12 protein-coding genes and 2 pseudogenes are annotated in these 23,868 nt (G+C 35.8%); 8 read left to right on the plus strand and 6 right to left on the minus strand.

Going from position 1 to position 23,868, the window contains the following annotated elements:
- From EAH81_RS26800 to EAH81_RS28085, 4 genes and pseudogenes are all read right to left on the minus strand, one after another.
- Positions 1-1,367: pseudogene (locus EAH81_RS26800) on the minus strand (hypothetical protein); the annotation flags it as partial.
- A 2,186-nt stretch (positions 1,368-3,553) separates the two neighbouring features.
- Positions 3,554-4,855: a peroxiredoxin family protein gene (locus tag EAH81_RS26805; RefSeq protein ID WP_140512049.1), complete on the minus strand. Its 1,302-nt coding sequence runs from the start codon at positions 4,853-4,855 to the stop codon at positions 3,554-3,556.
- Positions 4,856-5,067: 212 nt separating this feature from the next.
- Positions 5,068-8,370 (minus strand): hypothetical protein, encoded by a 3,303-nt coding sequence (locus EAH81_RS26810; protein ID WP_140512050.1) that lies wholly within the window; start codon positions 8,368-8,370, stop codon positions 5,068-5,070.
- A gap of 298 nt (positions 8,371-8,668) precedes the next feature.
- Positions 8,669-12,349: a hypothetical protein gene (locus EAH81_RS28085; protein WP_317130513.1), complete on the minus strand. Its 3,681-nt coding sequence runs from the start codon at positions 12,347-12,349 to the stop codon at positions 8,669-8,671.
- A 619-nt stretch (positions 12,350-12,968) separates the two neighbouring features.
- Here EAH81_RS28085 and EAH81_RS27580 point away from each other — a divergent pair.
- The 3 genes from EAH81_RS27580 (at position 12,969) to EAH81_RS26825 (ending at position 15,204) form a co-directional block, all read left to right on the plus strand.
- Positions 12,969-13,130, plus strand: a complete 162-nt coding sequence (locus tag EAH81_RS27580; RefSeq protein WP_161595866.1) for a hypothetical protein — start codon at positions 12,969-12,971, stop codon at positions 13,128-13,130.
- A 60-nt stretch (positions 13,131-13,190) separates the two neighbouring features.
- Positions 13,191-14,120, plus strand: a complete 930-nt coding sequence (locus EAH81_RS26820; protein WP_140512051.1) for a helix-turn-helix domain-containing protein — start codon at positions 13,191-13,193, stop codon at positions 14,118-14,120.
- A gap of 64 nt (positions 14,121-14,184) precedes the next feature.
- Positions 14,185-15,204 carry a helix-turn-helix domain-containing protein gene (locus tag EAH81_RS26825; protein WP_140512052.1) on the plus strand — a complete coding sequence of 340 codons (1,020 nt, stop codon included), beginning with the start codon at positions 14,185-14,187 and terminating at the stop codon, positions 15,202-15,204.
- Between the two features lie 175 nt (positions 15,205-15,379).
- On the opposite strand, the gene eptA is transcribed toward EAH81_RS26825, so the two are convergent.
- Both eptA and EAH81_RS26835 read right to left on the minus strand, forming a co-directional pair.
- Positions 15,380-16,900, minus strand: a complete 1,521-nt coding sequence (gene eptA, locus EAH81_RS26830; RefSeq protein ID WP_140512053.1) for a phosphoethanolamine--lipid A transferase EptA — start codon at positions 16,898-16,900, stop codon at positions 15,380-15,382.
- The gene (locus EAH81_RS26835) at positions 16,887-17,714 is read right to left on the minus strand and encodes a phosphatase PAP2 family protein (protein ID WP_140512054.1); all 828 of its coding nucleotides are present in this window, start codon (positions 17,712-17,714) and stop codon (positions 16,887-16,889) included. The genes eptA and EAH81_RS26835 overlap by 14 nt, the downstream gene beginning before the upstream one ends.
- 702 nt (positions 17,715-18,416) lie before the next feature.
- On the opposite strand from EAH81_RS26835, the gene EAH81_RS26840 reads away from it, so the two are divergent.
- The 5 genes and pseudogenes from EAH81_RS26840 to EAH81_RS26860 form a co-directional block, all read left to right on the plus strand.
- Positions 18,417-19,097, plus strand: a complete 681-nt coding sequence (locus EAH81_RS26840) for a response regulator transcription factor (protein ID WP_140512055.1) — start codon at positions 18,417-18,419, stop codon at positions 19,095-19,097.
- A complete protein-coding gene (locus EAH81_RS26845) occupies positions 19,087-20,352 on the plus strand; it encodes a sensor histidine kinase (protein WP_140512056.1) in 1,266 nt (421 codons plus the stop codon). The genes EAH81_RS26840 and EAH81_RS26845 overlap by 11 nt, the downstream gene beginning before the upstream one ends.
- A gap of 74 nt (positions 20,353-20,426) precedes the next feature.
- Positions 20,427-20,855, plus strand: a complete 429-nt coding sequence (locus tag EAH81_RS26850; RefSeq protein ID WP_140512057.1) for a PepSY-like domain-containing protein — start codon at positions 20,427-20,429, stop codon at positions 20,853-20,855.
- Between the two features lie 10 nt (positions 20,856-20,865).
- Positions 20,866-23,277 carry a TonB-dependent receptor domain-containing protein gene (locus EAH81_RS26855; RefSeq protein ID WP_140512058.1) on the plus strand — a complete coding sequence of 804 codons (2,412 nt, stop codon included), beginning with the start codon at positions 20,866-20,868 and terminating at the stop codon, positions 23,275-23,277.
- Between the two features lie 381 nt (positions 23,278-23,658).
- Positions 23,659-23,868, plus strand: a pseudogene (locus EAH81_RS26860) (IS982 family transposase); the annotation flags it as partial.

Genomic DNA, 23,868 nt, shown 5'->3' on the forward strand with positions numbered 1-23,868 from the left:
CCAACGTAGGCATAGATATTACCTTGTGCATCTTTTATAATGGCATCAAGTGTAGTAATTGATCCTGATGCTCCCGGATTACCCGGTGTTCCAGGCGTACCGTTAACTCCCGGAATTCCGTTCATACCAGTTTCACCTGTTAAAGGAATCCATTTAGTTTCATCTTTAGGATCACGTACATAAATTGTACCTGTGTCACTGTTAATATACATAACAACATTATCTCCAGGATAGTTGCTGTCTCCTTTAGCTCCAGGAACTCCTGTGCCTCCGGTTATACCATCTTTTCCATCTTTTCCGTTTAGACCGCTAATCTTAACCCAGTCAGGTGATCCAACAGCCCATGCGTCATCACGTCCTTTAACTGTGTTTGCTGATCCAACATAAGCATAGATATTACCTTGTGCATCTTTTATAATGGCATCAAGTGTAGTAATTGATCCTGATGCTCCCGGATTACCCGGTGTTCCAGGTTCTCCAACAACTCCCGGAATTCCTGCTGCTCCGTTTAGACCATTGATCTTAACCCAGTCAGCTGAACCTTGAGCCCATGCGTCATCACGTCCTTTAACTGTATTTGCTGATCCAACGTAGGCATAGATATTACCTTGTGCATCTTTTATAATGGCATCAAGTGTTGTGATTGATCCTGATGCTCCCGGATTACCCGGTGTTCCAGGTTCTCCAACAACTCCCGGAATTCCTGCTGCTCCGTTAAGTCCATTGATCTTAACCCAGTCAGGTGATCCAACAGCCCATGCATCATCACGTCCTTTAACTGTATTTTCTGATCCAACGTAGGCATAGATATTACCTTGTGCATCTTTTATAATGGCATCAAGTGTAGTAATTGATCCTGGTGTTCCCGGATTACCCGGTGTTCCAGGTGTACCGTTAACTCCCGGAATTCCATTAACACCAGTTGCTACAACCCATTCCTTACTAATTGGGTCTAAAACATAAATAATACCTGTATTTGTATTAATCCAGCTTGTAGTTCCGTCCGGCGCTACAACACCATCTTTACCAGGTATTCCAATTCCTCCGGACAAACCTGCTGCTCCACCTGCATCTCCGGAAGTGATTAATCTGTTCCATCTATTATTAGCCCAGTAATAGTACCCAGGGGTAATCGCTGTACCAATATTATAAACTAATAGGCTTTCGGCATAATTTCCGTCATCAGATACAACTGAAGTCATATCTGTAACACTCTTCAAGGTAACTCTTGGAATTAAAATACCTTTGTTCTTAGATACAACATCAAGCTGTGCTGAAGCATTTGGGTTTAACGTCCCAATACCTACCTGAGAATAAGCAGAATAACATCCTAAAACAAAAACTAAAGGGAGTAATCTATTCTTCATATAATTTAATTATAGTTATTAATTATTTTTTTAGTATACAATTCAAACTTTTACATTTGAATATGCAAAGGTCTGCCTAAAGAGCAACAACATGTGCCACTAAATGTTTTTAGACTTACAGATTAGGACATTACTTCACCCGGTTAAAAAAAAGATAGATTTGATCTAAAACAATGAACCAACTACAATTACCTGTAATAAAATTTAGAAAAAAGGAAGCGTTTGCCCCATATAACTCTTTATTCTGATGGATTAATCCCGTCCCGAAGTTTCGGGATCGGGACATCCCTACAATATATTTTGTTCCTTTGGATCTGCCTTAGAAATCAAGAGGAATGATTTATATTGCAGCAACTGAAATACACTGATTTATTTTACGATAAATCGGAGTTCTTTATGGGATTTTATCAACGAAATATATCCGCAATATTATTTGTAAAGATGTGTGGCAGTGCATATAAACTAAGGATTGTGTCTTTGCAGATTTCTAATTGGAACGGGAGATGCACTGCTGTGCATCTCTACAATCGGAATGAATAAGATTGCAGATTATTGGAATTTCTTTTTGGAATAAAAATTTTTCACCATATAAATTTCTCAGTTACAAAACACTGTATTTCAATGTTATAAATAATTCACTAAATGAACCTCTAAAAGACGCACCCCTTTGCGTCTCTACAATCTGCCTTTACGGTAAAATATTTTGGTTTTTATCAACGAAATATATCCGCAATATTATTTGTAAAGATGCGCAGCTGTGCATATAAACTAAAGATTGCGTCTTTGCAGATTTCTAATTGGAACGGGAGACGCACTGCTGTGCATCTCTACAATCGAAATGACCAAGATTGCAGATTATTGGAATTTCTTTTTGGAATAAAAATTTTTCACCATATAAACTTCTCAGTTACAAAACACTGTATTTCAATGTTATAAATAACTCTCTAAATGAACCTCTAAAAGACACACTGCTGTGCGTCTCTACAATCTGCCTTTACGGTAAAATATTTTGCTTTTTATCAACGAAATATATCCGCAATATTATTTGTAAAGATGCGTAGCAGTGTATATAAACTAAGGATTGCGTCTTTGCAGATTTCTAATTGGAACGGGAGACGCACTGCTGTGCATCTCTACAATCAAAATGAACAAGATTGCAGATTATTGGAATTTCTTTTTTGGAATAAAAAATTTTTCACCATATAAACTTCTCAGTTACAAAACACTGCATTTCAATGTTATAAATAACTCTCTAAATGAACCTCTAAAAGACACACTGCTGTGCGTCTCTACAATCTGCCTTTAGGGTAAATATTTTGTTTTTTATCAACGAAATATATCCGCAATATTATTTATAAAGATGCGCAGCAGTGCGTATAAACTAAGGATTGCGTCTTTGCAGATTTCTAATTGGAACGGGAGACGCACTGCTGTGCATCTCTACAATCGAAATGAATAAGATTGCGGATTATTGGAATTTCTTTTTTGGAATAAAAATTTTTTACCATATAAACTTCTCATTTACAAAACACTGCATTTCAATGTTATGAATAATTCACTAAATGAACCTCTAAAGGACATATACACTGCTGTGCGTCTCTACAATCTGCCTTTACGATAAAATATTTTGTTTTTATCAACGAAATATATCCGCATATTATTTGTAAAGATGCGCAGCAGTGCATATAAACTAAGGATTGCGTCTTTGCAGATTTCTAATTGGAACGGGAGACGCACTGCTGTGCATCTCTACAATCGAAATGAACAAGATTGCAGATTATTGGAATTTCTTTTTGGAATAAAAATTTTTCACCGTATAAACTTCTCAGTTACAAAACACTGTATTTCAATGTTATAAATAATTCACTAAATGAACCTCTAAAAGACACACTGCTGAGCGTCTCTACAATCCTCCTTTACGTTAAAATATTTTGTTTTTTATCAATGAAATATATCCGCAATATTATTTGTAAAGATGTGTAGCAGTGCATATAAACTAAAGATTGCGTCTTTGCAGATTTCTAATTGGAACAGGAGACGCACTGCTGTGCATCTCTACAATCTGCCCTTACGTTAAAACATTTTGTTCCTCGTGTCATGTGAAAAAAACTCAAATTGTATATAAAAAAAGAGGCTATCACAACACTGTGGATAGCCTCTTTTTGGTTTAAACGTATTTATATCGCTTATAAAATACCTGCATCGGCAAATCTGGCGTATTTGCCTGTAATTTTGCCTTTTGCGTCAATTATAAAGAAAGTTGGTGTGCCATTGACGCCATAATTTTTAAAGTTGACTCCTGCAAATCCTTTAAAATCGCGAAACTGATCTTTCCATGGAAAATCATGTGAATGCCCATCTGCAGGAGTAGCACTTAAATCTGCTGATACCGTTACTAAATCGTATCCTTTTTGCTGTACGATTTCATAATTACCTATTAACTGATGAATTTCGTTTTCGCAATTGTTACAGCCGGATTCGTAAAACAGTACTATTGTTTTTTTGTTAAATACTTTTTTTCCTGCTGCACTTTGCAATGCCGGTGCTGTTGAACCCACAACAAGCCCACTCATAGCACTTAACAAGGTGTTGGATGGTTTTGTTATCTTGCCAGATTTTGCGACATATTCCCCTATTTGTGTCATAAGATCATCCTTGCCGGCTTTATTTAACAGCGATACCAATTTACCGGCAAAAGCGGTATAAATTTCATCGTTTTTAATTCTTGCCAGAATTTGCTCCACATCTGCAAGGAATGTTTTATCGTCTTTAATGAGCTGCAATTGCAATTGCACCCAGCTTCTAATAACGGGGTCCCAAAAATTACAGGCATAAAGCTGCTCGAAATTTAGCTTATCCTTTACAAAATCATTTATATCTTTGGCTCTCTCTGCCTCTGTTTGATCAAAGCTACTGCTAATACCTTTGGCAACATTGTTCATCTCGATGACACGGGCTGCATACAAAGGTTTTTTTGCTACGGTCTTTTGAAAAGTAACAAATTCCTGCCCCACTTTTGTTTTCTCTTTTTCAAAAACTGCATATACCGGATCTTCTTTTTTATAGGTTTCCAGTGCTGTCTGCATTATTTGTTCTTTTTGAACAATAGTGTACTGTTCCAAAAACACACTGTTTAAGTACTCATTCTCAGCGGAACCTGCATATTTAATATTATTTACATTGGGTTCTTTTTCAAGACAGGTAACCGAAAAATTTTCGTTGTTTACTATCATCTCCACACCGCCCCCATCTACAAATTTAAACTGTACTGCACCTGTATATCCTTTTTTGGATACCGGCATTACCAAAGTTGTTTTACCATCATTATCCAGCTTACCACTTGCAATGGTATCCATCTTATCTCCTTTGTACCCCAAAAAAATGTATTCTTTTCCTGCAAAATTTGCAAACTGCATCTTGATAGTCTGTGAATACGAAGCTGTCATACAAAAAACAGCCGCAATGCTTCCTATTATTCCATTTTTCATTTTTATATTTTTTTCCTTATAAATATACTTAAAATCTTACATTATTTAAATAAATACTTGAAAACATTTGTGGTTCAAATACAAATTAACTCCTTTTACCGTAATAGCTATAAATGCCATACACTTCTCAAATCCTGCAATCAAGCAAGAAATGAAAAGTGTACAACCTTTAAAAATAACTTTATATTTTTTTTAAGGACCTACTTTTTAAATTATTGTTCTACACAACGTACAGACGAAGCTGCAGCAACGGCCATATTAGTAGCGCCAGTCCATAGATCTTTGGATCTGCTAGAAGTGTAAGAATTAAACCAAGTATAACCACTAGCATCAGAATATCCTGCGTTAACCTGATAATTAAATTGAGCTCCTCTATACAATAAAAGACCTCTATTATTTGAACGATAACCATTCCATTGAAAATATAAGGGAGCACCCACAACTCTTGATCCACCAATCTGTGCATTAGTGTACATTGCAGTACTACCTAAAACACCAACATCAACAAATGTATTCATTTTCATCAATCCTGCTACTTCAGCTACATTCATAACACGAAATCCATCCGGGCAAGGATCCATTGGTCCTTTTATAGTACTATTATCTTGGTTTCCTCCCCAATTACTCAAAGAAGTCTTATATGAATTAAATTCACCCCAAATACTTACATTTATTTCACCTGCAGGAGTATAAGAAGTAGCAATTGGAGTTTTTGCACCCCATCTGTAATAATCACCACCTATAGCAAGGTCCGGTGTAAAAGGATCTTTACTGGTATCTGCCCCCAGGTTATGGCACATGAATGTTTTCCATACTCCCGCAGCTATATAAGCGCCACAAAACTGACAATCTTTTATTTTTGCATTCAACCTTAATTTTTTGTCTACACCAGTTCCATCTGACTTATCATTATAAATAACATATATATCAACAGAAAGTGCATTTGCATCAGTTCTACCACGGGCAAGCCCTGTAGTTTGTCCTTGAGGACTGCTTAAAGTTGTTTTGTAAATCATAGTAGCAATAACTGGCGACGATTGATTTAATGCTGTTTCTGAAGTCGCACTTGAAAAACTGCTAACAATAGCACCTGATAAAGACTCTACATAAACAAAACGAATTTTACTAACCGAACCACTTGGCGTAAATATGTACGCCTGAGAATACGTGCTTAACTGATTAAAATCAGCTTTTACAGTAACACCTCCACGAGCATCAGCTGTTCCACAACCTGCGTTAAAATTACTTTCGTTAACATCAAAAGTAGTTCTACCCGTAAATGTACCACTACCCGGAGTTATGGTAGCAGGATCTGCTGCTGTAGTAACAGTAAATAATAATGCTCCTGTTGGTTTTCCGGTACAACCGTTGGTCACAACGCAATATAAAAATGCAGTACCACTCCCTGACGGAGCATATTGGTATGTAGCTGCTGTTGCCCCACTAATTGCTGTACCACCTGTTGTTGATGCAGTTGTATTTGTGTACCATTGTAAAGTAGCTGTTACACCATTGGTTACAGTTACTCCAAGAGAGGCACTAGAACCTACCGTTATCGATGGGCTAGCACTACCTTGGGGTGCAAGTGAAGGTGTAGGACAGCTATTATTTACAGGTATAGAAAGCGTCAATGGAGCAGATTTACCACAAACATTCTCAGCTGTAACCTTAATATCTACCGTACCACCATCTGCACCTGTTGCCGGATACTTTATTGACACAGATGCTCCTGTACCAGTGATCACAGCACCATTTGTTGCTTCCCATGTATAAGATGTGGCAGGACCAAATTCTATACCGGTTTGTACTGTTACATTACCTCCATAAATCCCGGATACAGGTTTTGATATCCATGACAGCACCGGAAGACTGGATACTTCTGTACTAATTTGTTTTGAAACCATAGGGCTTGAACAACCGCTAGCATTACTTACAGTCCCGCTATAAGTACTACCTGGCGATGCTATAGTAATAGTAGCCGTAGTTTCGCTCATTTTTACATTGTCTTTGTACCATGTATAGCTATAAACACCAGGCTGCGCAGGTACTAATGTCAAATCACTAGTGCCACCACATAATACTGCACTTCCTGTAATATTAGGCTGTACAGGGGCAACAGCTGTAATAATATCTTTTTCTGTCGAATTTACCTCTCCTGCACAGGCTGTTCCACTGTTATCTGTAGCTACCAAGCGCAATAAAATCTTAGCTTGTGAATCCGGTATTTGAAAAGGATTAACAGTAATAGGATTAGCACCGTTGTACCAAGTATAAGTAATACCTGTTACTTTATTGGCAACAGACAAATCTAAACTTCCGCCTTTGCAAAAATTTGCAAAATTAGCCAATGGCTGGCCGTTTACCAATGCATCTGCCGCATTAACCGTAACCTGTTGTGTTTGACTGCTTTTTGAAACTATAACACTATTAGAAGGCTGAGACAAACAGCTGCTGCTTGCAACACTTGTACCGTCGACTATAATACCATACCACTTTCCTACTGCAGCATCTCCTGATAAAACAAGATTTGGCGACCCTTTTTGTGATGTCGAACGTTCAACCCCGTCCTGGAACCAAACCACAGTTTCCGGGCTGCTCAATAAGGCTGTAAGAGTAACTGTATTAGTGCCACAAATAACCCCACTATTAGTCACAATTGCCGATAGTGTTTTTGCATAGGCTGTACCAGAAGCAGTAATATTTTTTTCGTTAGCCGGATTGGTGTAACAACCTATCGCTCCCATAGATACATTATATTTACCTGGCTGGGTAACTGCATAATTATTTACGCCACGGGCTACTTCTACACCGTTACGTGTCCAGATCAATTTGTCTAAATTTGCTGTAGTACTTGGTACCGAAAGATAGGTACTTCCACCAGAACACAAAGTAATACCAGTTGCCGTAACTGTAGGTATTGAGTAATTACCTGAACACACTACCCCATTTTGAGAGAACAAAAACTCTTTGTACATATTGGTACACGTACTTGTTACACGTACTAATACAGTATGTGCATCAATAGTTTCGTTTGCTTGAAAACTTATTCTAAACGAACCGTTAACCAAATCCACATCAGATAATGAGGCAAACTGACTACCTGCTACTATAGCGATCGTAAATGGCCCATTAGGACAATCCGGATCTGTTACAACAAAAGGTTGGTCACAACCACTTCCGTCAGCCTTAATATCTGTACAAGGTACAGGTCCTAATGTAGATTGAGATGCCCCTTCGCATAAACTTACCCAGCGAATAGCGTTCCAATATTCGACACATTTTGTGTCCTTGTTATAAATCGTAAGACCGCTACCAAGTGCATTATTGGCAACTTTAAAGTTGTTACGCTCGGCGGTTGTCATTTGAGGTAAACGAAGCCCTCCTTTGTTAAGTAATTCCAGTACAGAAAAATCCTCAGGGGCTTTTTTACCTCCTACGGTCATCTGCGCATTTACAGTTGCTGAAAATAGTATGACTAAAAACAAAAGCCATAGACAAAATAGATTTTTCTTCATCTTTTAATTTATTTAATTATTATAAAATTTGTATAATCCTTAACTTGTGTAAAGAATTACTAAAAATTTGTTTCCTTAATATCTTCTTAAAAAAAAAGATACAAAACACTAATAAACAGTGATTTAAAAACAAAATCTTATTTACACTACAAAAGAATTGTAATTCGTCCTGTTAGAAAAAGATTGTTAAAATATTTTTCTTGAAAAAAGACTTTTTATTATTAAAATTATATTTGTGTTAAATTTGTCTTGTGCCCGGCCATTATTTAATAACCGGCACTAAGACATTTTATATTTATTATATTGATGATATTACATACCAACTTGTACCATTGGATTGTAATACAACTTTAAGATTTGCTCCTGTGTAGTAAGCAACTGTAATCTCGTTTATGCTTAATTTATCTGAGTAAATTACCGGTACGTTAAATTTAACCGTCACCTCAGTACCTCCTGCATTAGCAACATTTGTTTGATTAACTACTAGTATTCTGCCTTTATTGGCGGCAGCATCCGGTAATGTAATCGTAATATCACCTGTTAACTTAGAAGCAATAATGGTATAATCTGTTGCCAAAACTGTATAGTTGGCACTTATTATAACCGGCGCACTCATTACATTATTAGCAACCTGATCTACTTGTCTTACAACACCATTTGCATCTGTTGTTAAGATTTTATCTGTTGCTGCCCCTGTTTGTAATCCTTCCAGACGCAATGGATTTGTTCCCTGAACATGCAGCCTATTTGTTGGTGAAGTTGTCCCTCCCATACCAATAAAGTTGTTTGCTTCAAGAATTATCATTGCATTGTTTGTATCCAGGCTGTTATAAATTCCAAAAGTGCCATTATTTTTATAAAGACCAAAAAATGAAGTATTGGCTGGCAGACGATCTTGAATTCTTAATTGATAATTAACAAATGCGTTTTTAATATTTGTAATATCATTGTTGGCCAAATCTAAAGTCTTCGTTGCTGTATGATTTCCTAAGTTATCACCCTGAACTGTTTTCCATGATGCAGAACTTGCCCCATTAGAAGTTAAGACCTGATCTGCAGTTCCACCTTTAATATCCAACGCCGCAGCAGCAGTTAATAGTTGTCCACCACCAGTTACGGTAAGGGCAGTATTTGCTGATGTAAGGTTGAATAGCGAACCTGCATTAAATGTACCAGTTGCTCCGGTAGCTCCGGTTGCTCCCTGAATACCTGTCGCACCAGTTGGTCCCTGAATACCTGTCGCACCAGTTGCTCCCTGAATTCCTGTTGCACCAGTTGCACCTGTTAATCCTTGAATTCCTGTAGCTCCGGTATCTCCTTTTGGTCCCTGAATTCCTGTTGCACCAGTTGCACCTGTTAATCCTTGAATTCCTGTAGCACCAGTTGCTCCTGTTAATCCTTGAATTCCTGTTGCTCCGGTATCTCCTTTTGGTCCCTGAATTCCAGTTGCTCCAGTCGCTCCTGTTAATCCTTGAATTCCTGTAGCTCCAGTATCACCTTTTGGYCCCTGAATTCCTGTCGCACCAGTTGCTCCTGTTAATCCTTGAATGCCAGTAGCTCCGGTATCACCTTTTGGTCCCTGAATTCCTGTTGCACCAGTTAATCCTTGAATTCCAGTTGCACCAGTTGCTCCTGTTAATCCCTGAATTCCTGTAGCTCCAATATCACCTTTTGGTCCCTGAATAGGTCCTACATTATTAAATTTAGTTCCGTCCCATACCCATAAGTCTCCAGTAATGATATAACCATCTCCTACTGTATTACCAGTAGCAGGTAATGCGGTTTTATCGGTTTTTGACCCTTTAATAGTAACAGAAGTACCATCTTTTCCGACTGCTCCAGTATCCCCTTTTGGTCCTTGAATACCTGTTGCACCAGTTGGTCCCTGAATACCTGTCGCACCAGTTGCTCCTGTTAATCCCTGGATTCCTGTTGCTCCTGTTAATCCTTGAATTCCAGTTGCTCCGGTATCACCTTTTGGTCCCTGAATTCCTGTTGCACCAGTTGCTCCTGTTAATCCCTGGATTCCTGTAGCTCCAGTTGCTCCTGTTAATCCTTGAATTCCTGTAGCTCCAGTATCACCTTTTGGTCCCTGAATTCCTGTTGCACCAGTTGCTCCTGTTAATCCCTGGATTCCTGTCGCACCAGTTGCTCCCGGTAATCCCTGAATTCCAGTTGCACCAGTTGCTCCTGTTAATCCCTGAATTCCTGTTGCACCAGTTGCTCCTGTTAATCCTGTTAATCCTGTTAATCCTTGAATTCCAGTTGCTCCAATATCACCTTTTGGTCCCTGAATAGGTCCTACATTATTAAATTTAGTTCCGTCCCATACCCATAAGTCACCGGTAATGATATAACCATCTCCTACTATGTTACCAGTAGCAGGTAATGCATTTTTATCGGTTTTTGATCCTTTAATAGTAACAGAAGTACCGTCTTTTCCGATTGCTCCAGTATCTCCTTTTGGTCCCTGAATACCTGTCGCACCAGTTGCTCCCTGAATTCCGGTTGCTCCGGTTAATCCTTGAATTCCTGTTGCTCCCGTATCTCCTTTTGGTCCCTGAATTCCTGTCGCACCAGTTGCTCCTGTTAATCCCTGGATTCCTGTTGCACCAGTTGCTCCCGGTAATCCCTGAATTCCTGTAGCACCAGTTGCTCCCGGTAATCCTTGAATTCCTGTAGCACCAGTTGCTCCTGTTAATCCTTGACTTCCTGTTGCACCAATATCCCCTTTTGGTCCCTGAATAGGTCCTACATTATTAAATTGAGTTCCGTCCCATACCCATAAGTCTCCAGTAATGATATAACCGTCTCCTACTGTATTACCAGTAGCAGGTAATGCATTTTTATCTGTTTTTGACCCTTTAATAGTAACAGAAGTACCATTTTTTCCAGTTGCTCCAGTATCACCTTTTGGTCCCTGATCTCCTTCTTTTCCAGTAACTATTGTCCAGTTTGCAGGATCTGTAGGTTCTGTTCCCGGTTTTAATATATAAATTGTTCCTGTATTGTCAATTACCGTAGTAACTCCGGCTGGAATCGAAACTCCACTAGTACCAGGTGCTCCTGAAATTCCTGCAACACCACTAGCTCCATCTGATCCGTTAAGACCGTTGATTCTAACCCAGTCAGCTGAACCTTGAGCCCATGCATCATCACGTCCCTTAACTGTATTTGCTGATCCAACGTAGGCATAGATATTACCTTGTGCATCTTTTATAATAGCATCAAGTGTAGTAATTGATCCTGATGCTCCCGGATTACCCGGTGTTCCAGGCGTACCGTTAACTCCCGGAATTCCTGCTGCTCCGTTTAGACCATTGATCTTAACCCAGTCAGGTGATCCAATAGCCCATGCATCATCACGTCCTTTAACTGTGTTTGCTGATCCAACATAGGCATAGATATTACCTTGTGCATCTTTTATAATGGCATCAAGTGTAGTAATTGATCCTGATGCTCCCGGATTACCAGGTGTTCCAGGGGTACCGTTAACTCCCGGAATTCCATCGATACCAGTTTTACCTGTTAATGGAATCCATTTCGTATCATCTTCAGGATCACGTACATAAATTGTACCTGTATCACTGTTAATATACATAACAACATTATCTCCAGGATAGTTGCTGTCTCCTTTAGCTCCAGGAACTCCTGTGCCTCCGGTTATACCATCTTTTCCGTCTTTTCCGTTTAGACCGCTAATCTTAACCCAGTCAGGTGATCCAACAGCCCATGCATCATCACGTCCTTTAATTGTGTCTGCTGCTCCAACGTAAGCATAGATATTACCTTGTGCATCTTTTATAATGGCATCAAGGGTAGTAATTGATCCTGATGCTCCCGGATTACCCGGTGTTCCAGGCGTACCGTTAACTCCCGGAATTCCGTTCATACCAGTTTCACCTGTTAAAGGAATCCATTTAGTTTCATCTTTAGGATCACGTACATAAATTGTACCTGTTTCACTGTTAATATACATAACAACATTATCTCCAGGATAGTTGCTGTCTCCTTTAGCTCCAGGAACTCCTGTGCCTCCGGTTATACCATCTTTTCCATCTTTTCCGTTTAGACCGTTGATCTTAACCCAGTCAGGTGATCCAACAGCCCATGCGTCATCACGTCCTTTAACTGTGTTTGCTGATCCAACGTAAGCATAGATATTACCTTGTGCATCTTTTATAATAGCATCAAGGGTCGTAATTGATCCTGATGCTCCCGGATTACCTGGTGTTCCAGGTTCTCCAACAACTCCCGGAATTCCTGCTGCTCCGTTTAGACCATTGATCTTAACCCAGTCAGCTGAACCCTGAGCCCATGCGTCATCACGTCCTTTAACTGTATTTGCTGATCCAACGTAGGCATAGATATTACCTTGTGCATCTTTTATAATAGCATCAAGGGTCGTAATTGATCCTGATGCTCCCGGATTACCTGGTGTTCCAGGCGTACCGTTAACTCCCGGAATTCCTGCTGCTCCGTTTAGACCATTGATCTTAACCCAGTCAGCTGAACCTTGAGCCCATGCGTCATCACGTCCTTTAATTGTATTTGCTGATCCAACATAAGCATAGATATTACCTTGTGCATCTTTTATAATGGCATCAAGTGTAGTAATTGATCCTGATGCTCCCGGATTACCTGGTGTTCCAGGTTCTCCAACAACTCCCGGAATTCCTGCTGCTCCGTTTAGACCATTGATCTTAACCCAGTTTGCTGATCTTGAAACCCATTCGGCATCACGTCCTGCAACTGTATGATCAGATCCAACATAAGCGTAGATATTACCTTGTGCATCTTTTACAATCGCATCAAGTGTTGTGATTGATCCTTTTGTTCCAGGTGTTCCGTTAGTTCCGGCTGAGATCCCTGATAAAGTGCGTTCCGGAAACAGCTACTTTCTTGATTGTGGAGATGGCATTACTGCTTTTTATGTCGATGTTAAATTTAACATTGACTTACACATGTACCAAAATAATAAAACCAATGATTTTGTGGGATTGTATTATAATCTGACTGAAGGAGAAACAACACTTTCCGGTACTGATTACAAGCATGATATAGGGCGTTGGCAATATAACTTATATGTTATCGATAGTACTTTAAAATCTAATTATTATGTTAAAACCGGGAGTAAAACCTTTCTGTTGTGCATCTTTATTAAAAAAAACACCTTAGAATCCTTCGCAAAGAAAAACAACATCAATTTTAAAAATATAAACCAAATAACAGATCCAAAAAAAAATACAATCATACGATTTGACAGAATGAGTAGTGAGAGTTATCATATACTAACGGATTTACGCAAACTAACTGTGGGCGGTCCGGTATTCGATTTACACTTAACAGCAACTGTTCATTTATTGTTATCCAATTATTTAAGAAAAATTGCAGGCAACAGGATTATTATACAAACTGTAAATGAACATGATTTAGCCAGCATAATAGCAATTCAAAAATTTTTGATTGATAATATTGAAGGTCACTTCCCAACAATAAAATTAATGGCCAGGAACGCTAATATGTCTGAATCTAAATTTAAAAATTTGTTTAAAAAAATAACAGGTACCACGCCAAATGCCTTTTTTATGGACAATAAATTATTAAGTGCCAAAGACCTGCTTGAAGAAAGAAAACTAACCATATCTCAAGTTTCAGATCAGCTTAATTTTACCAATAATTCTTATTTTGCCTCTAAGTTTAAAGAGCAATTTGGACTTAGTCCCAAAGTTTTTATTAATCAATTATAGCTCAGAATTAACAAAAAAATACACTTTAATTAAGCCTTCTCCTAAAAAAATAAGTACTCTCAATATGCAAAAATTTACACATTTTTATTCGTTAACCCCAGAATGGCAATTTCAGCTGGCAAAAGAAATGGGTGGTGAACTTATTGATAATAAAATAATTGTTATTCCTGAAAATCTGGGTCATGGCCATTCCTATTTCACACAAATTACTCCTGGTATTTCAGCCTTATTTATGGATTTTGTTTTAAAAACTCCCATAAAAATGAATAGGCTTAAATCTGAAAATGAACTTTATATCTTCCATTTTGATTTCAGCAATGAGCCTAGTCTGTTAAAAATTAATGATATAGACTATAAAATTGGTTCTTCTATTAATTTGGGCCTGGCAGTGATTAGTAATGCCATAGAAAGTTCTTTTAAGCCTCCAATAAACGAAAGAATAATAGCACTTCGAATTCTTGTTGATAAAAAATTGCTTAATGAATTTATAAAAAATCATCCGACAGAGGAATATTCGACCCGCAAAATTAAAATTGTAAAACAGGAGCCTTATTACTACGACAATATTGATAGCAATAGTTTACTGCTTATTCAGTCCCTTAAAAGTAAATCTGTTTTTGAATCGTCATTTGATCCTTATCTGAAAGGAATTTCTTTAAAACTACTTGGAAATTTCTTAAATCGCTATTCTGAATCTATCACAGTAAAAAATGAAATCAGCCCCGTTGAAATTGAGGCAATAAACAAAACCAAAACATATCTTTTAGACCATTTGTACAATCCATTTCCATCTGTACAATTTCTATCCCAAATGGCCGGTATGTCGCCTTCAAAATACAAAATGTTATTTAAAAAAGAGTTTCACAACACTCCAAACAACCTTTTTATAAAAGAAAAAATGCTGTTAGCAAACAGGCTTTTGCAAAGTGGAGATTATAACACTCTGACTGAGATAATTTATGATTTAAATTATACTAAATTAAGTTATTTCTGTTCTAAATATTATGAACTTTTTCATCGAAAGCCTTCCGAAGATTTTAAGAAAAAACATCCTTCTAAAAAAACACGTACTGTTATGATGTAAATTTCAATTTTTACAATAACTTTTTGTACATTATTTAAAAAAAACCGGATATCTTTTCAGCTATCCGGTTTTTGTTTATAATCAATAAATGTATTACAGAATATCTGCATAAAATAATGTCTTTGCAGGTGTTTCGGATAGCAATTTAAGAAATCCTCTTATCCAGAACCTTTTATCATTTAAAAATATTCATTTCCTCCTTATAAACAGGGCTTTCTATATTTAAAAACTTTAAAACACTATGAAATACATGGTTTTGAGTCAATGTTTTATTAGGCTTGAGTTCTTCTGATTTATCAGATACCCAAACTATAAAAGGTATTTCATATTGTTCTTTAGGCGCAAAACTTATAGGTACTCCATGCATGTATAGATTTTTTTCTCCTAAAGATTCTCCATGATCTGAAACAAAAATCATGGTGCTTTTATACTCTTTTAGTTGTTTTAAATCTTCAATTACATTATATAAAATATAATCCGTGTAAACGATCGTATTATCATATGCATTGAGAAGCTCCGTTTGAGAACATTTCCCCAATTCAACACTGTTGCAAACAGGTTTAAAAGTTTCAAATCGAGGTGGATATTTCTTACTGTAGGTAGGTCCATGACTTGTACTTGTGTGTAGTACTATCAATATTTTATTCTTTTTACTGGCTAATATTTGCTCTTTTAGTCCCGTCAAAAGAACTTCGTCGTAATTACATCCTTCTCCTTTACAATTCTGCTTTAAAACATCTCTGCCTTGATATTTTTCTATGTGCACAGGAGGTTCTCCCCAGTTTGTAGTTCGCCAAATAACTTCTACATTATTTCTATATAAATAATTGGGCAAAATTTCATATAAATCATCACTATTGGTAGGTTCTAAAATACATTTTACGCCAGCAGTAGTGTATGTAGCACAAGAAGTGGCATTGAAATGAAATAAATTCTGTTCCTTAGAAAGCAGTGGATTTGTATTTTTCTTATAACCGTATAATGAAAAATTCTGGCTTCGTGCAGATTCGCCAATTACTAAAACAACAACTGACTTCTGATTGTCTTTTATTACTGCATTTGGCAATAAAATTTCCTTTTCATTTTTTTTGTATTTATGAATATAAAAAAGCGACGTATTTACTGTATATGACCACGGCATTGCAAGACCTCCTAATTGTTTTGAGTTCTTATCAATCCAGAGCCAATTGCTGGCATTAGCAAAAACTAAAACAACAATAAATAATAAGGTCAGCGAAGAAATGGTTAAAATTTTCTTTAATGCTACATTTATTATTTTAGCTTTAATGATATAAACACTGGGAATAACACCAAGCAGAATTACATATAGCACTAATTTAAAAGAGAAAAAACTACTGGACTCTTCATAATTGGTATTGAGTGTATTACCGATCATGCTTTCGTCTATTATAACACTATATGTATTGATAAAGTAAACTGCAATTGCATTGATCATAAAGAATAAGACCAATAAAAATTTTCCAACATAACGAGAGAGAGAAAATATCAGGAAAAAAACAAAAGCATTCAAAACCAACATTAGAATTATTAAACTTATAACCAAAATTATACCGTTTAAACTTTTATAATCAACATTATTAAAGACATAGGTGTAAAATGGCAAATGAAAGAATAAAAAATTCAAAAGACTCATCAGCAAAACAAAATGAGTTATTCTTATATTATTTTTTAACATAAACAGTAATGATTTTATAGAGTGAAACGGCTAAACTAAAAAATGCTAAATAAAAGACGATCAAATTATCATTAATTATTCTGGTAATTAACAAAATGCAACAAACCACAAATAATAAAATCAAAACGGGATAGTACTTTTTATTGTTAATCCAACTCCAAATTCTATATTTTCGGCTGATAAAAATCCCCAAAAGCCCGGAAATATATCCAATGATACTGCCTGTGATCACATCAAGCGGATAATGCGCTCCTATGCCTACCCTTGTAAAGGCAAGGATGTATCCTACAATGATGAATGCAAAAGTCCATAAAATTCTAAATTTTAATTTTTTGGGCATAAAAGCAAATAACAAAACGGTCAATATTGTAAAGATTGTTATGGAGTGTCCGGAAGGTAAGCTATTGTGACCACACACTGCTTTTCCTACGATGATAAAACTATCATGATCAAACACTGCTGCAGGTCTTGGGACTGCAAATATATTTTTTAGCGGACAAGAAAACAGAAGAGAAACCAATAAAGCTGATAGTAAGGCTTCCCAGATTTTAGGAATATACACGATCAAAATGCTTAAAAAAGAGGCAAAAACCAAAGCGTCCCCAAATTGGGTGAGATTATATTCAAGATTTGGATATTGTCCTAAATAATGATTAATAAAAAAGAAACTATCCTTTTGGATTTGTATATATTGATCAGCACATAAAGCACCATTACTATATAAAAATAACACAATGACAATTAAGAAAAACAGAGGCAAAAAAAATAAAAACGGTTTAATTCTTGAATAATTATTAACAACACTTGTATTCATTATGTTTTTTTATTGATATTTTGTATGGAAATTGGTTCTCAAACCATTGACAGCTTAAAATGTCACTCTTCTTTCATTAACTAAAAAATAATAATGATAATAGACGATCTAAATGCAGCAATGAGTAAAGTTTAATTGATCTATGAACCAATCCATCTTTTGGGCAAAACTGTTAATAATGTATAAATTTTACAGGCTGCAAGTTTAGCTAATCTCTTTTTTCCGGTCATGTCTTACTCTTTAATAAAAGGTAAAGCAATTGGTCAATTTAGAAGAAATTTAGAATTTGTACTGAAGCAGCTTATTTTTTGAAAACAAAGTTCAATTATTGCATAAATTTAATCCGGAGATAATACTGGCTTAATATCTGATGCATATAAATCCCAATAGAAGTAAGACTATTTTATTTTTATACTACTTAATAAAATCTTTAAATTGATCACTTATCTTTTCCTGCAATATTATTAAACTCGCAGTGTGCCAACTAATCCAAAAAGTCTTATTTACAACACAATAAGACATATTATTTAAGTAATTTCTTTGAATTTAAATTATACTAAAACTTAAATTTCCGTATGTTAAACATTTTTTTAAATTGTATTTGACAACTAACCTTAAATCATTACTTTAGAGTTTATAAGAAAATAAATATAAATCATCGCGGATTCAACTTTTCTTCAAAATTCATTCATAAATTGCGACATGAAAATTTTAATTATAGAAGATGAGCCTGAAATTGCTCAGAGCATCAAAAATTATTTTAGAACCAACGGGATCCAATGCGAAACTGCTGAAAACTATGATTTGGCTCTGAGTAAAATTGAATCTTATGATTATGACTGCATACTTCTGGACCTGATGCTGCCTGACGGTGATGGATTTGATATACTTAGGGAACTCAAAAGAAAAAACAAAACTGATGGAGTCATTGTGGTTTCTGCCAAAGAAACACTCGAAACTCGTCTGGAAGGATTTAATCTGGGCGCAGATGATTATTTAACAAAACCTTTTCATTTATCTGAGCTTCTGGTTCGAATGCAGGCACTCATACGCCGTAAAAATTTTAAAGGATGTAACAGTATCACTTTCAATGAAATCGTAATTGATATATTCTCCAAATCAGTAACTGTTAATACTATAAAATTAGACCTGACCAAAAAAGAACTGGATCTTCTTCTCTTCTTAATTGGCAATGAAAATAAAGTATTATCCAAATCAGCCATTGCAGAACATCTCTCCGGAGATATGGCTGACATGCTCGATAATCATGATTTTATCTATGCGCATATCAAAAATCTAAAAAAGAAACTCCATCAGGCAGGCAGCAGCGATTATATCAAAACAGTGTATGGTCTGGGATATAAATGGGAAAATGAAGAATAAAAAACTGCTTAACAAAACAACCAACAGCTTTCTTGCTTATGCAATCATTATTTTATTGATAGCGGCACCATTATTTTATTTCATATGCCAACAGCTTTATATTTATGAAACTGATGAAGTACTGCATTTTCACAAAGGCGCCTTTATAAAGGAAAGTCATAAAGATTTTACACAAACCGATATTGACTTATGGAATAAATACAACAATGAAGTAATGATTGTCCCTGATATGGGTGTCAGCAGCGATTCTATTGTTGGAAAAATACTGTATGATTCTATTGCAAAAGAAAAAGAACCTTTCCGTGTACTCTATGCTCCTGTGAATATAAATGGAAAAAGATATACCTACACCGAGAAAATAAATCTACTGGAAATGGAAGGAATGGTTTTTAGCATTGCCGCCATGTTTCTCTTTATTATCATTGTATTATTGATTGGAATTATCTGGATCTCGAAGGCTACCGCTGCTAAAATCTGGAGTCCTTTTTATAATACGCTGAATCAGATTCAGGATTTTGAAATCGATAAAAATAAACCACCACGTTTCATTTCTACTGATATCGATGAATTTGACCGTCTTAATAAAAGTCTGGAAAGGCTTATCGAGAAAAATACAGTTATCTACAAAAGTCAGAGAGAGTTTGTTGAAAATGCCGCACATGAGCTTCAGACACCTTTAGCTTTATTCCAAACTAAAATTGATACTCTGACGCAGCTGGACCTAAACGAACAACAGTCCTCTCTTGTTGCGTCTTTAAATATGGATGTATCGAGGTTAAACAGGCTTAATAAAAACCTGCTGCTGCTCTCTAAAATTGACAACGAGAGTTTTCTCGAAAAAAATACGATTGTCCTAAATGACTATATTAAAAAACATTTGGACTTTTTTACTGAACAGGCAAATGCCAAAAACCTTACGATTATCACCCAATTTACCTCGACTTTAAGTATAACCGGAAATCTTGCCCTTACTGAGGTACTAATCAATAATTTGTTTTTAAATGCGATTCGCCACAATGAAAAAAATGGTAAAATCATTATTACAACTCTCGAGAATGAATTGATATTTTTAAACAGCGGTCAAAACACTTCTTTAAAAATTGAAAAGCTCTTCAATCGATTTTCCAAAACTAATCCTTCTTCTCAGGGAAATGGGCTTGGTCTGGCAATCATCAAAAAAATCACAGAACTTAATCGTTGGAAAATAAGCTATACTTTCGATAATAATTTGCATAGTTTCAGCGTCAAATTCTAAAAAATTCAAACTTCCTACAGATTCGTATTTAAACTTTGTACTACGTTTTTTATCCATTAAAAAAATTAGTACTTATGAAAAATTCAATCCTAACATGCTTAGCCCTGCTTTTTTCTTCTTTTGTCATCGCGCAAAAAGTAAATGAAAAAAGCATTCCTAACCTTGTAAAATCAACTTTTTTAATATCCTGTCATGACCAGACCAATGTAAAATGGGAAAAGGAAAAAGAGAATTATGAAGCCAGTTTTACCATTGGTAAAACACAGCATTCCATGCTTTTAGATTCTAATGGTAATATCATTGAAACTGAAGAAGAAATCAGCGTAAAGAAACTGCCGGCCAAAGCTTTGGCTTATGTCCAAAAAACATACAAAAACAAAAAGATTAAAGAAGCTGCAAAAATAACTGACGCTCATGGCATCGTTACTTTTGAAGCTCAGGTGACTTCTATTGACCTGATTTTTGACAAACAAGGAACTTATATTAAAAGCATAGCAGATTAAAACCATACAAATGAAATTAAAGATAATATTAGTATTGTCGTTTATTGTAATGAAAATTTTCAATGTAACGGCACAAAACAATTCAGCAACAATCTCAGGATTAATTAAAGATAAAACGTCCAAAACTCCTCTACCTTACGTAAATATAGTTTTAAAATCAGCCAAAGATCAAAAATTCCTTTTTGGTACCGTAACCTCTGAAGATGGTCGTTTTAGCCTGGCTTCAGTACCTTCAGAAAATTATATACTGGAAATAAGCACGATAGGTTACAAAATAAAATCACAAAAAGTATTTGTGGGAACACTCTCCAATTTCCTCGATTTGAATACTATTGATCTTGAAGAAGATATCACAACCTTATCTGAAGTGGTTGTAACTTCAAAAGCTCCTGAAATGAGTTCTAAAATGGACAAAAAAGTGTTTTCAGTAGCCGATAATATTATACAAAGCGGAGGTTCTGTCTTACAATCGATGCAAAACCTGCCCGGAGTTACCTTAAATAACGGAAAAGTACAGTTGAGAGGTAATGATAAAGTAATGGTGCTCATTGACGGAAAACAAACTGCCTTAACAGGTTTTGGAAATCAATCAGGGCTAGATAACATTCCGGCATCTGCAATTGAAAAAATTGAAATCATAAACAATCCTTCTTCTAAATTTGACGCGAACGGAAATGCGGGTATTATCAATATTATTTACAAGAAAAACAAACAAGAAGGTTTCAACGGCAAAGTAGGAATCAGCTCTGGATATGGTGCTCTTTGGGAACGTAAGGCTAATCTGCCCACAGTGCGTCCGCAATATCAGATGACCCCAAAAATAAACCCTTCGCTTTCGCTGAATTATCGTAAGAATAAAATAAACGCTTACCTTCAGGCTGATTACCTTTATACAGAAACGCTCAATAAAAATGAATTTGTAACCCGAACTTATGATGATGGTACTCTTATCAATCAACAAAGTCTAAGAAATCGTGATACACACTTTACAACGCTAAAAAGTGGAATTGACTGGAATTATAACGAGAATAATACGTTTGCTTTTTCAGGGCTTTTTGGTAGTGAAAAAATTATAGACAATGGCGATCAGCCTTTCTTTAATCGCGATTATTCGCAGCGACTTCGTCTTTGGCAATTTGTAGAAGATGAACTTAAAACAACTGCTATGGTAAGCGCTTCTTATGAACATAAGTTTAAAGAAGCCGGTCATAAATTAAATGCAGGAATTAATTATACCTATCACAGAGAAGATGAAAAATATTTTTTTACTAATATTATGCCTGCGTTCAACGGACAGGATTCTTTCAAACTGCTTTCGGACGAAAAGGTAATCGATATTAATCTTGATTATGTTCAGCCTTTAAAATATGGACGTTTTGAAACCGGTTTAAAATTTAGAAACAGAGAGATTCCTACCAACATGCAGTTTTTTCCGGGAGAAAATTCTCCTATTGATGCAAATGCTGGCGGATGGGCGAATTATAAAGAGATTATTCCCGCTTTATACTCCAATTATATTTATGAAACCAATAAAATTGAAGCTGAACTTGGTGTACGTTTAGAATATGTAAAGCTGCAATATGATGTAAATCCAAATCATCCAACGTATAAAAGTAATGGTTATAACTATACAGAACCATTCCCTAATGTGCGTTTTGGATATAAAATAGATGATAAAAACAAAATCACAGCTTTCTATAACCGAAGAGTTGACAGGCCTTCTGAAGTCGATATTCGTATTTTTCCAAAATATGATGATGCCGAGATTATAAAAGTTGGAAATCCAGCGCTTCGTCCGCAGTTTACCAGCGCCTTTGAAATTGGGTACAAAAAAACAATGCAAAAAGGCTATTTTACCTCATCACTTTATTATAGAATCATCAACGGAACTATAACACGTATTGCAACAACAGTTCCGGGAAGCACTTTGATTTATAATGTGTTTCAAAATGCAGATCAAAGCAGGTCACTTGGCATTGAAGCGATTTATTCTAAAGAAATAACTTCCTGGTATTCTTTTAATATTAACGGAAATATATATCAAAATACAATAGATGCTTTTACGGTTACTAATCTCTATCCTGTACCAAGTACTTATTTTGGTGAACGTCAGCAAATGGTATCCGGAAACTTCAAATGGAACAATACACTTCAATTAAACAAAACTATAAAGGGACAAGTTTCTGCTATTTATCTGGCTCCTGATATTATTCCGCAAGGAAAAATAGACGCACGATTCTCTGTGGATTTAGGGATTAAAAAAACAGTACAGAAAGGAAAAGGCGAAGTGTTTTTGAACGCTACCGATATTTTTAACACATTGGTTATTCAAAAAGAAATAAAAGGAGAAGGTTTTAATTATAATAGTAAGGATTATTACGAAACACAAGTAATCCGATTTGGATATAGTTATAAATTCTAGATTCTCTTCATTCAATTCTCCATAATTCAAAACACAGAACATTTTGCATTGTAAATAATTTTAACGCAAAGCGCACTAAGGTTTTATCTAATAGTCTGTTTCAAAAAAATCCCGATCCCGAAACTTCGGGACGGGAAATGTCATTAAGTTAAGCTTTTAAAAAATAAAATTATTGCAGATGAAATCCGTTTTTATCCGCGTTTTTACGAAGTAAATCTGTTCTATCCGCGTCAAAATTAGACGCTGATTTTACTGATTCGCTAAAGCGAAAACGCTGATAAAATCGAATTTTCTAATTAATTCAAGTTGCTAGTTTAGAGGTAATAAAAAAACAAAGCACAGGTTCAGTAAATTTGTTTTGCGAACCAATAAACCTTACCCATGCTTTGTAAAGACAAAATTATATCAATTTTTTGTTTAATAGACGATATTTTACAAGGAATTAATCATCCGGAAGATGTAAGAAGACATGTAAGTGACAGCGAAATTATCCTGACAGCAATTGTTTCTTCGACAAGTTTTTATGGCAATCACTGCTCAGCCATTAAGTTTATGAAAGAATATGGATTTATTCCAAAGATGCTTGATAAG

Source organism: Flavobacterium pectinovorum (assembly GCF_006438875.1).
Classification (GTDB): domain Bacteria; phylum Bacteroidota; class Bacteroidia; order Flavobacteriales; family Flavobacteriaceae; genus Flavobacterium; species Flavobacterium pectinovorum_A.

What these genes read in the sequence shown, in the direction of transcription:
- EAH81_RS26850 (WP_140512057.1), top strand. Translation starts at nt 20,427, where the DNA reads ATGAAAAATTCAATCCTAACATGCTTAGCCCTGCTTTTTTCTTCTTTT.
- EAH81_RS26845 (WP_140512056.1), top strand. Translation starts at nt 19,087, where the DNA reads ATGAAGAATAAAAAACTGCTTAACAAAACAACCAACAGCTTTCTTGCT.
- eptA (WP_140512053.1), bottom strand. Translation starts at nt 16,900, where the DNA reads ATGTTAAAAAATAATATAAGAATAACTCATTTTGTTTTGCTGATGAGT.
- EAH81_RS26805 (WP_140512049.1), bottom strand. Translation starts at nt 4,855, where the DNA reads ATGAAAAATGGAATAATAGGAAGCATTGCGGCTGTTTTTTGTATGACA.
- EAH81_RS26825 (WP_140512052.1), top strand. Translation starts at nt 14,185, where the DNA reads ATGCAAAAATTTACACATTTTTATTCGTTAACCCCAGAATGGCAATTT.
- EAH81_RS26835 (WP_140512054.1), bottom strand. Translation starts at nt 17,714, where the DNA reads ATGAATACAAGTGTTGTTAATAATTATTCAAGAATTAAACCGTTTTTA.
- EAH81_RS26840 (WP_140512055.1), top strand. Translation starts at nt 18,417, where the DNA reads ATGAAAATTTTAATTATAGAAGATGAGCCTGAAATTGCTCAGAGCATC.
- EAH81_RS26855 (WP_140512058.1), top strand. Translation starts at nt 20,866, where the DNA reads ATGAAATTAAAGATAATATTAGTATTGTCGTTTATTGTAATGAAAATT.
- EAH81_RS26810 (WP_140512050.1), bottom strand. Translation starts at nt 8,370, where the DNA reads ATGAAGAAAAATCTATTTTGTCTATGGCTTTTGTTTTTAGTCATACTA.
- EAH81_RS27580 (WP_161595866.1), top strand. Translation starts at nt 12,969, where the DNA reads ATGGCATCAAGTGTAGTAATTGATCCTGATGCTCCCGGATTACCTGGT.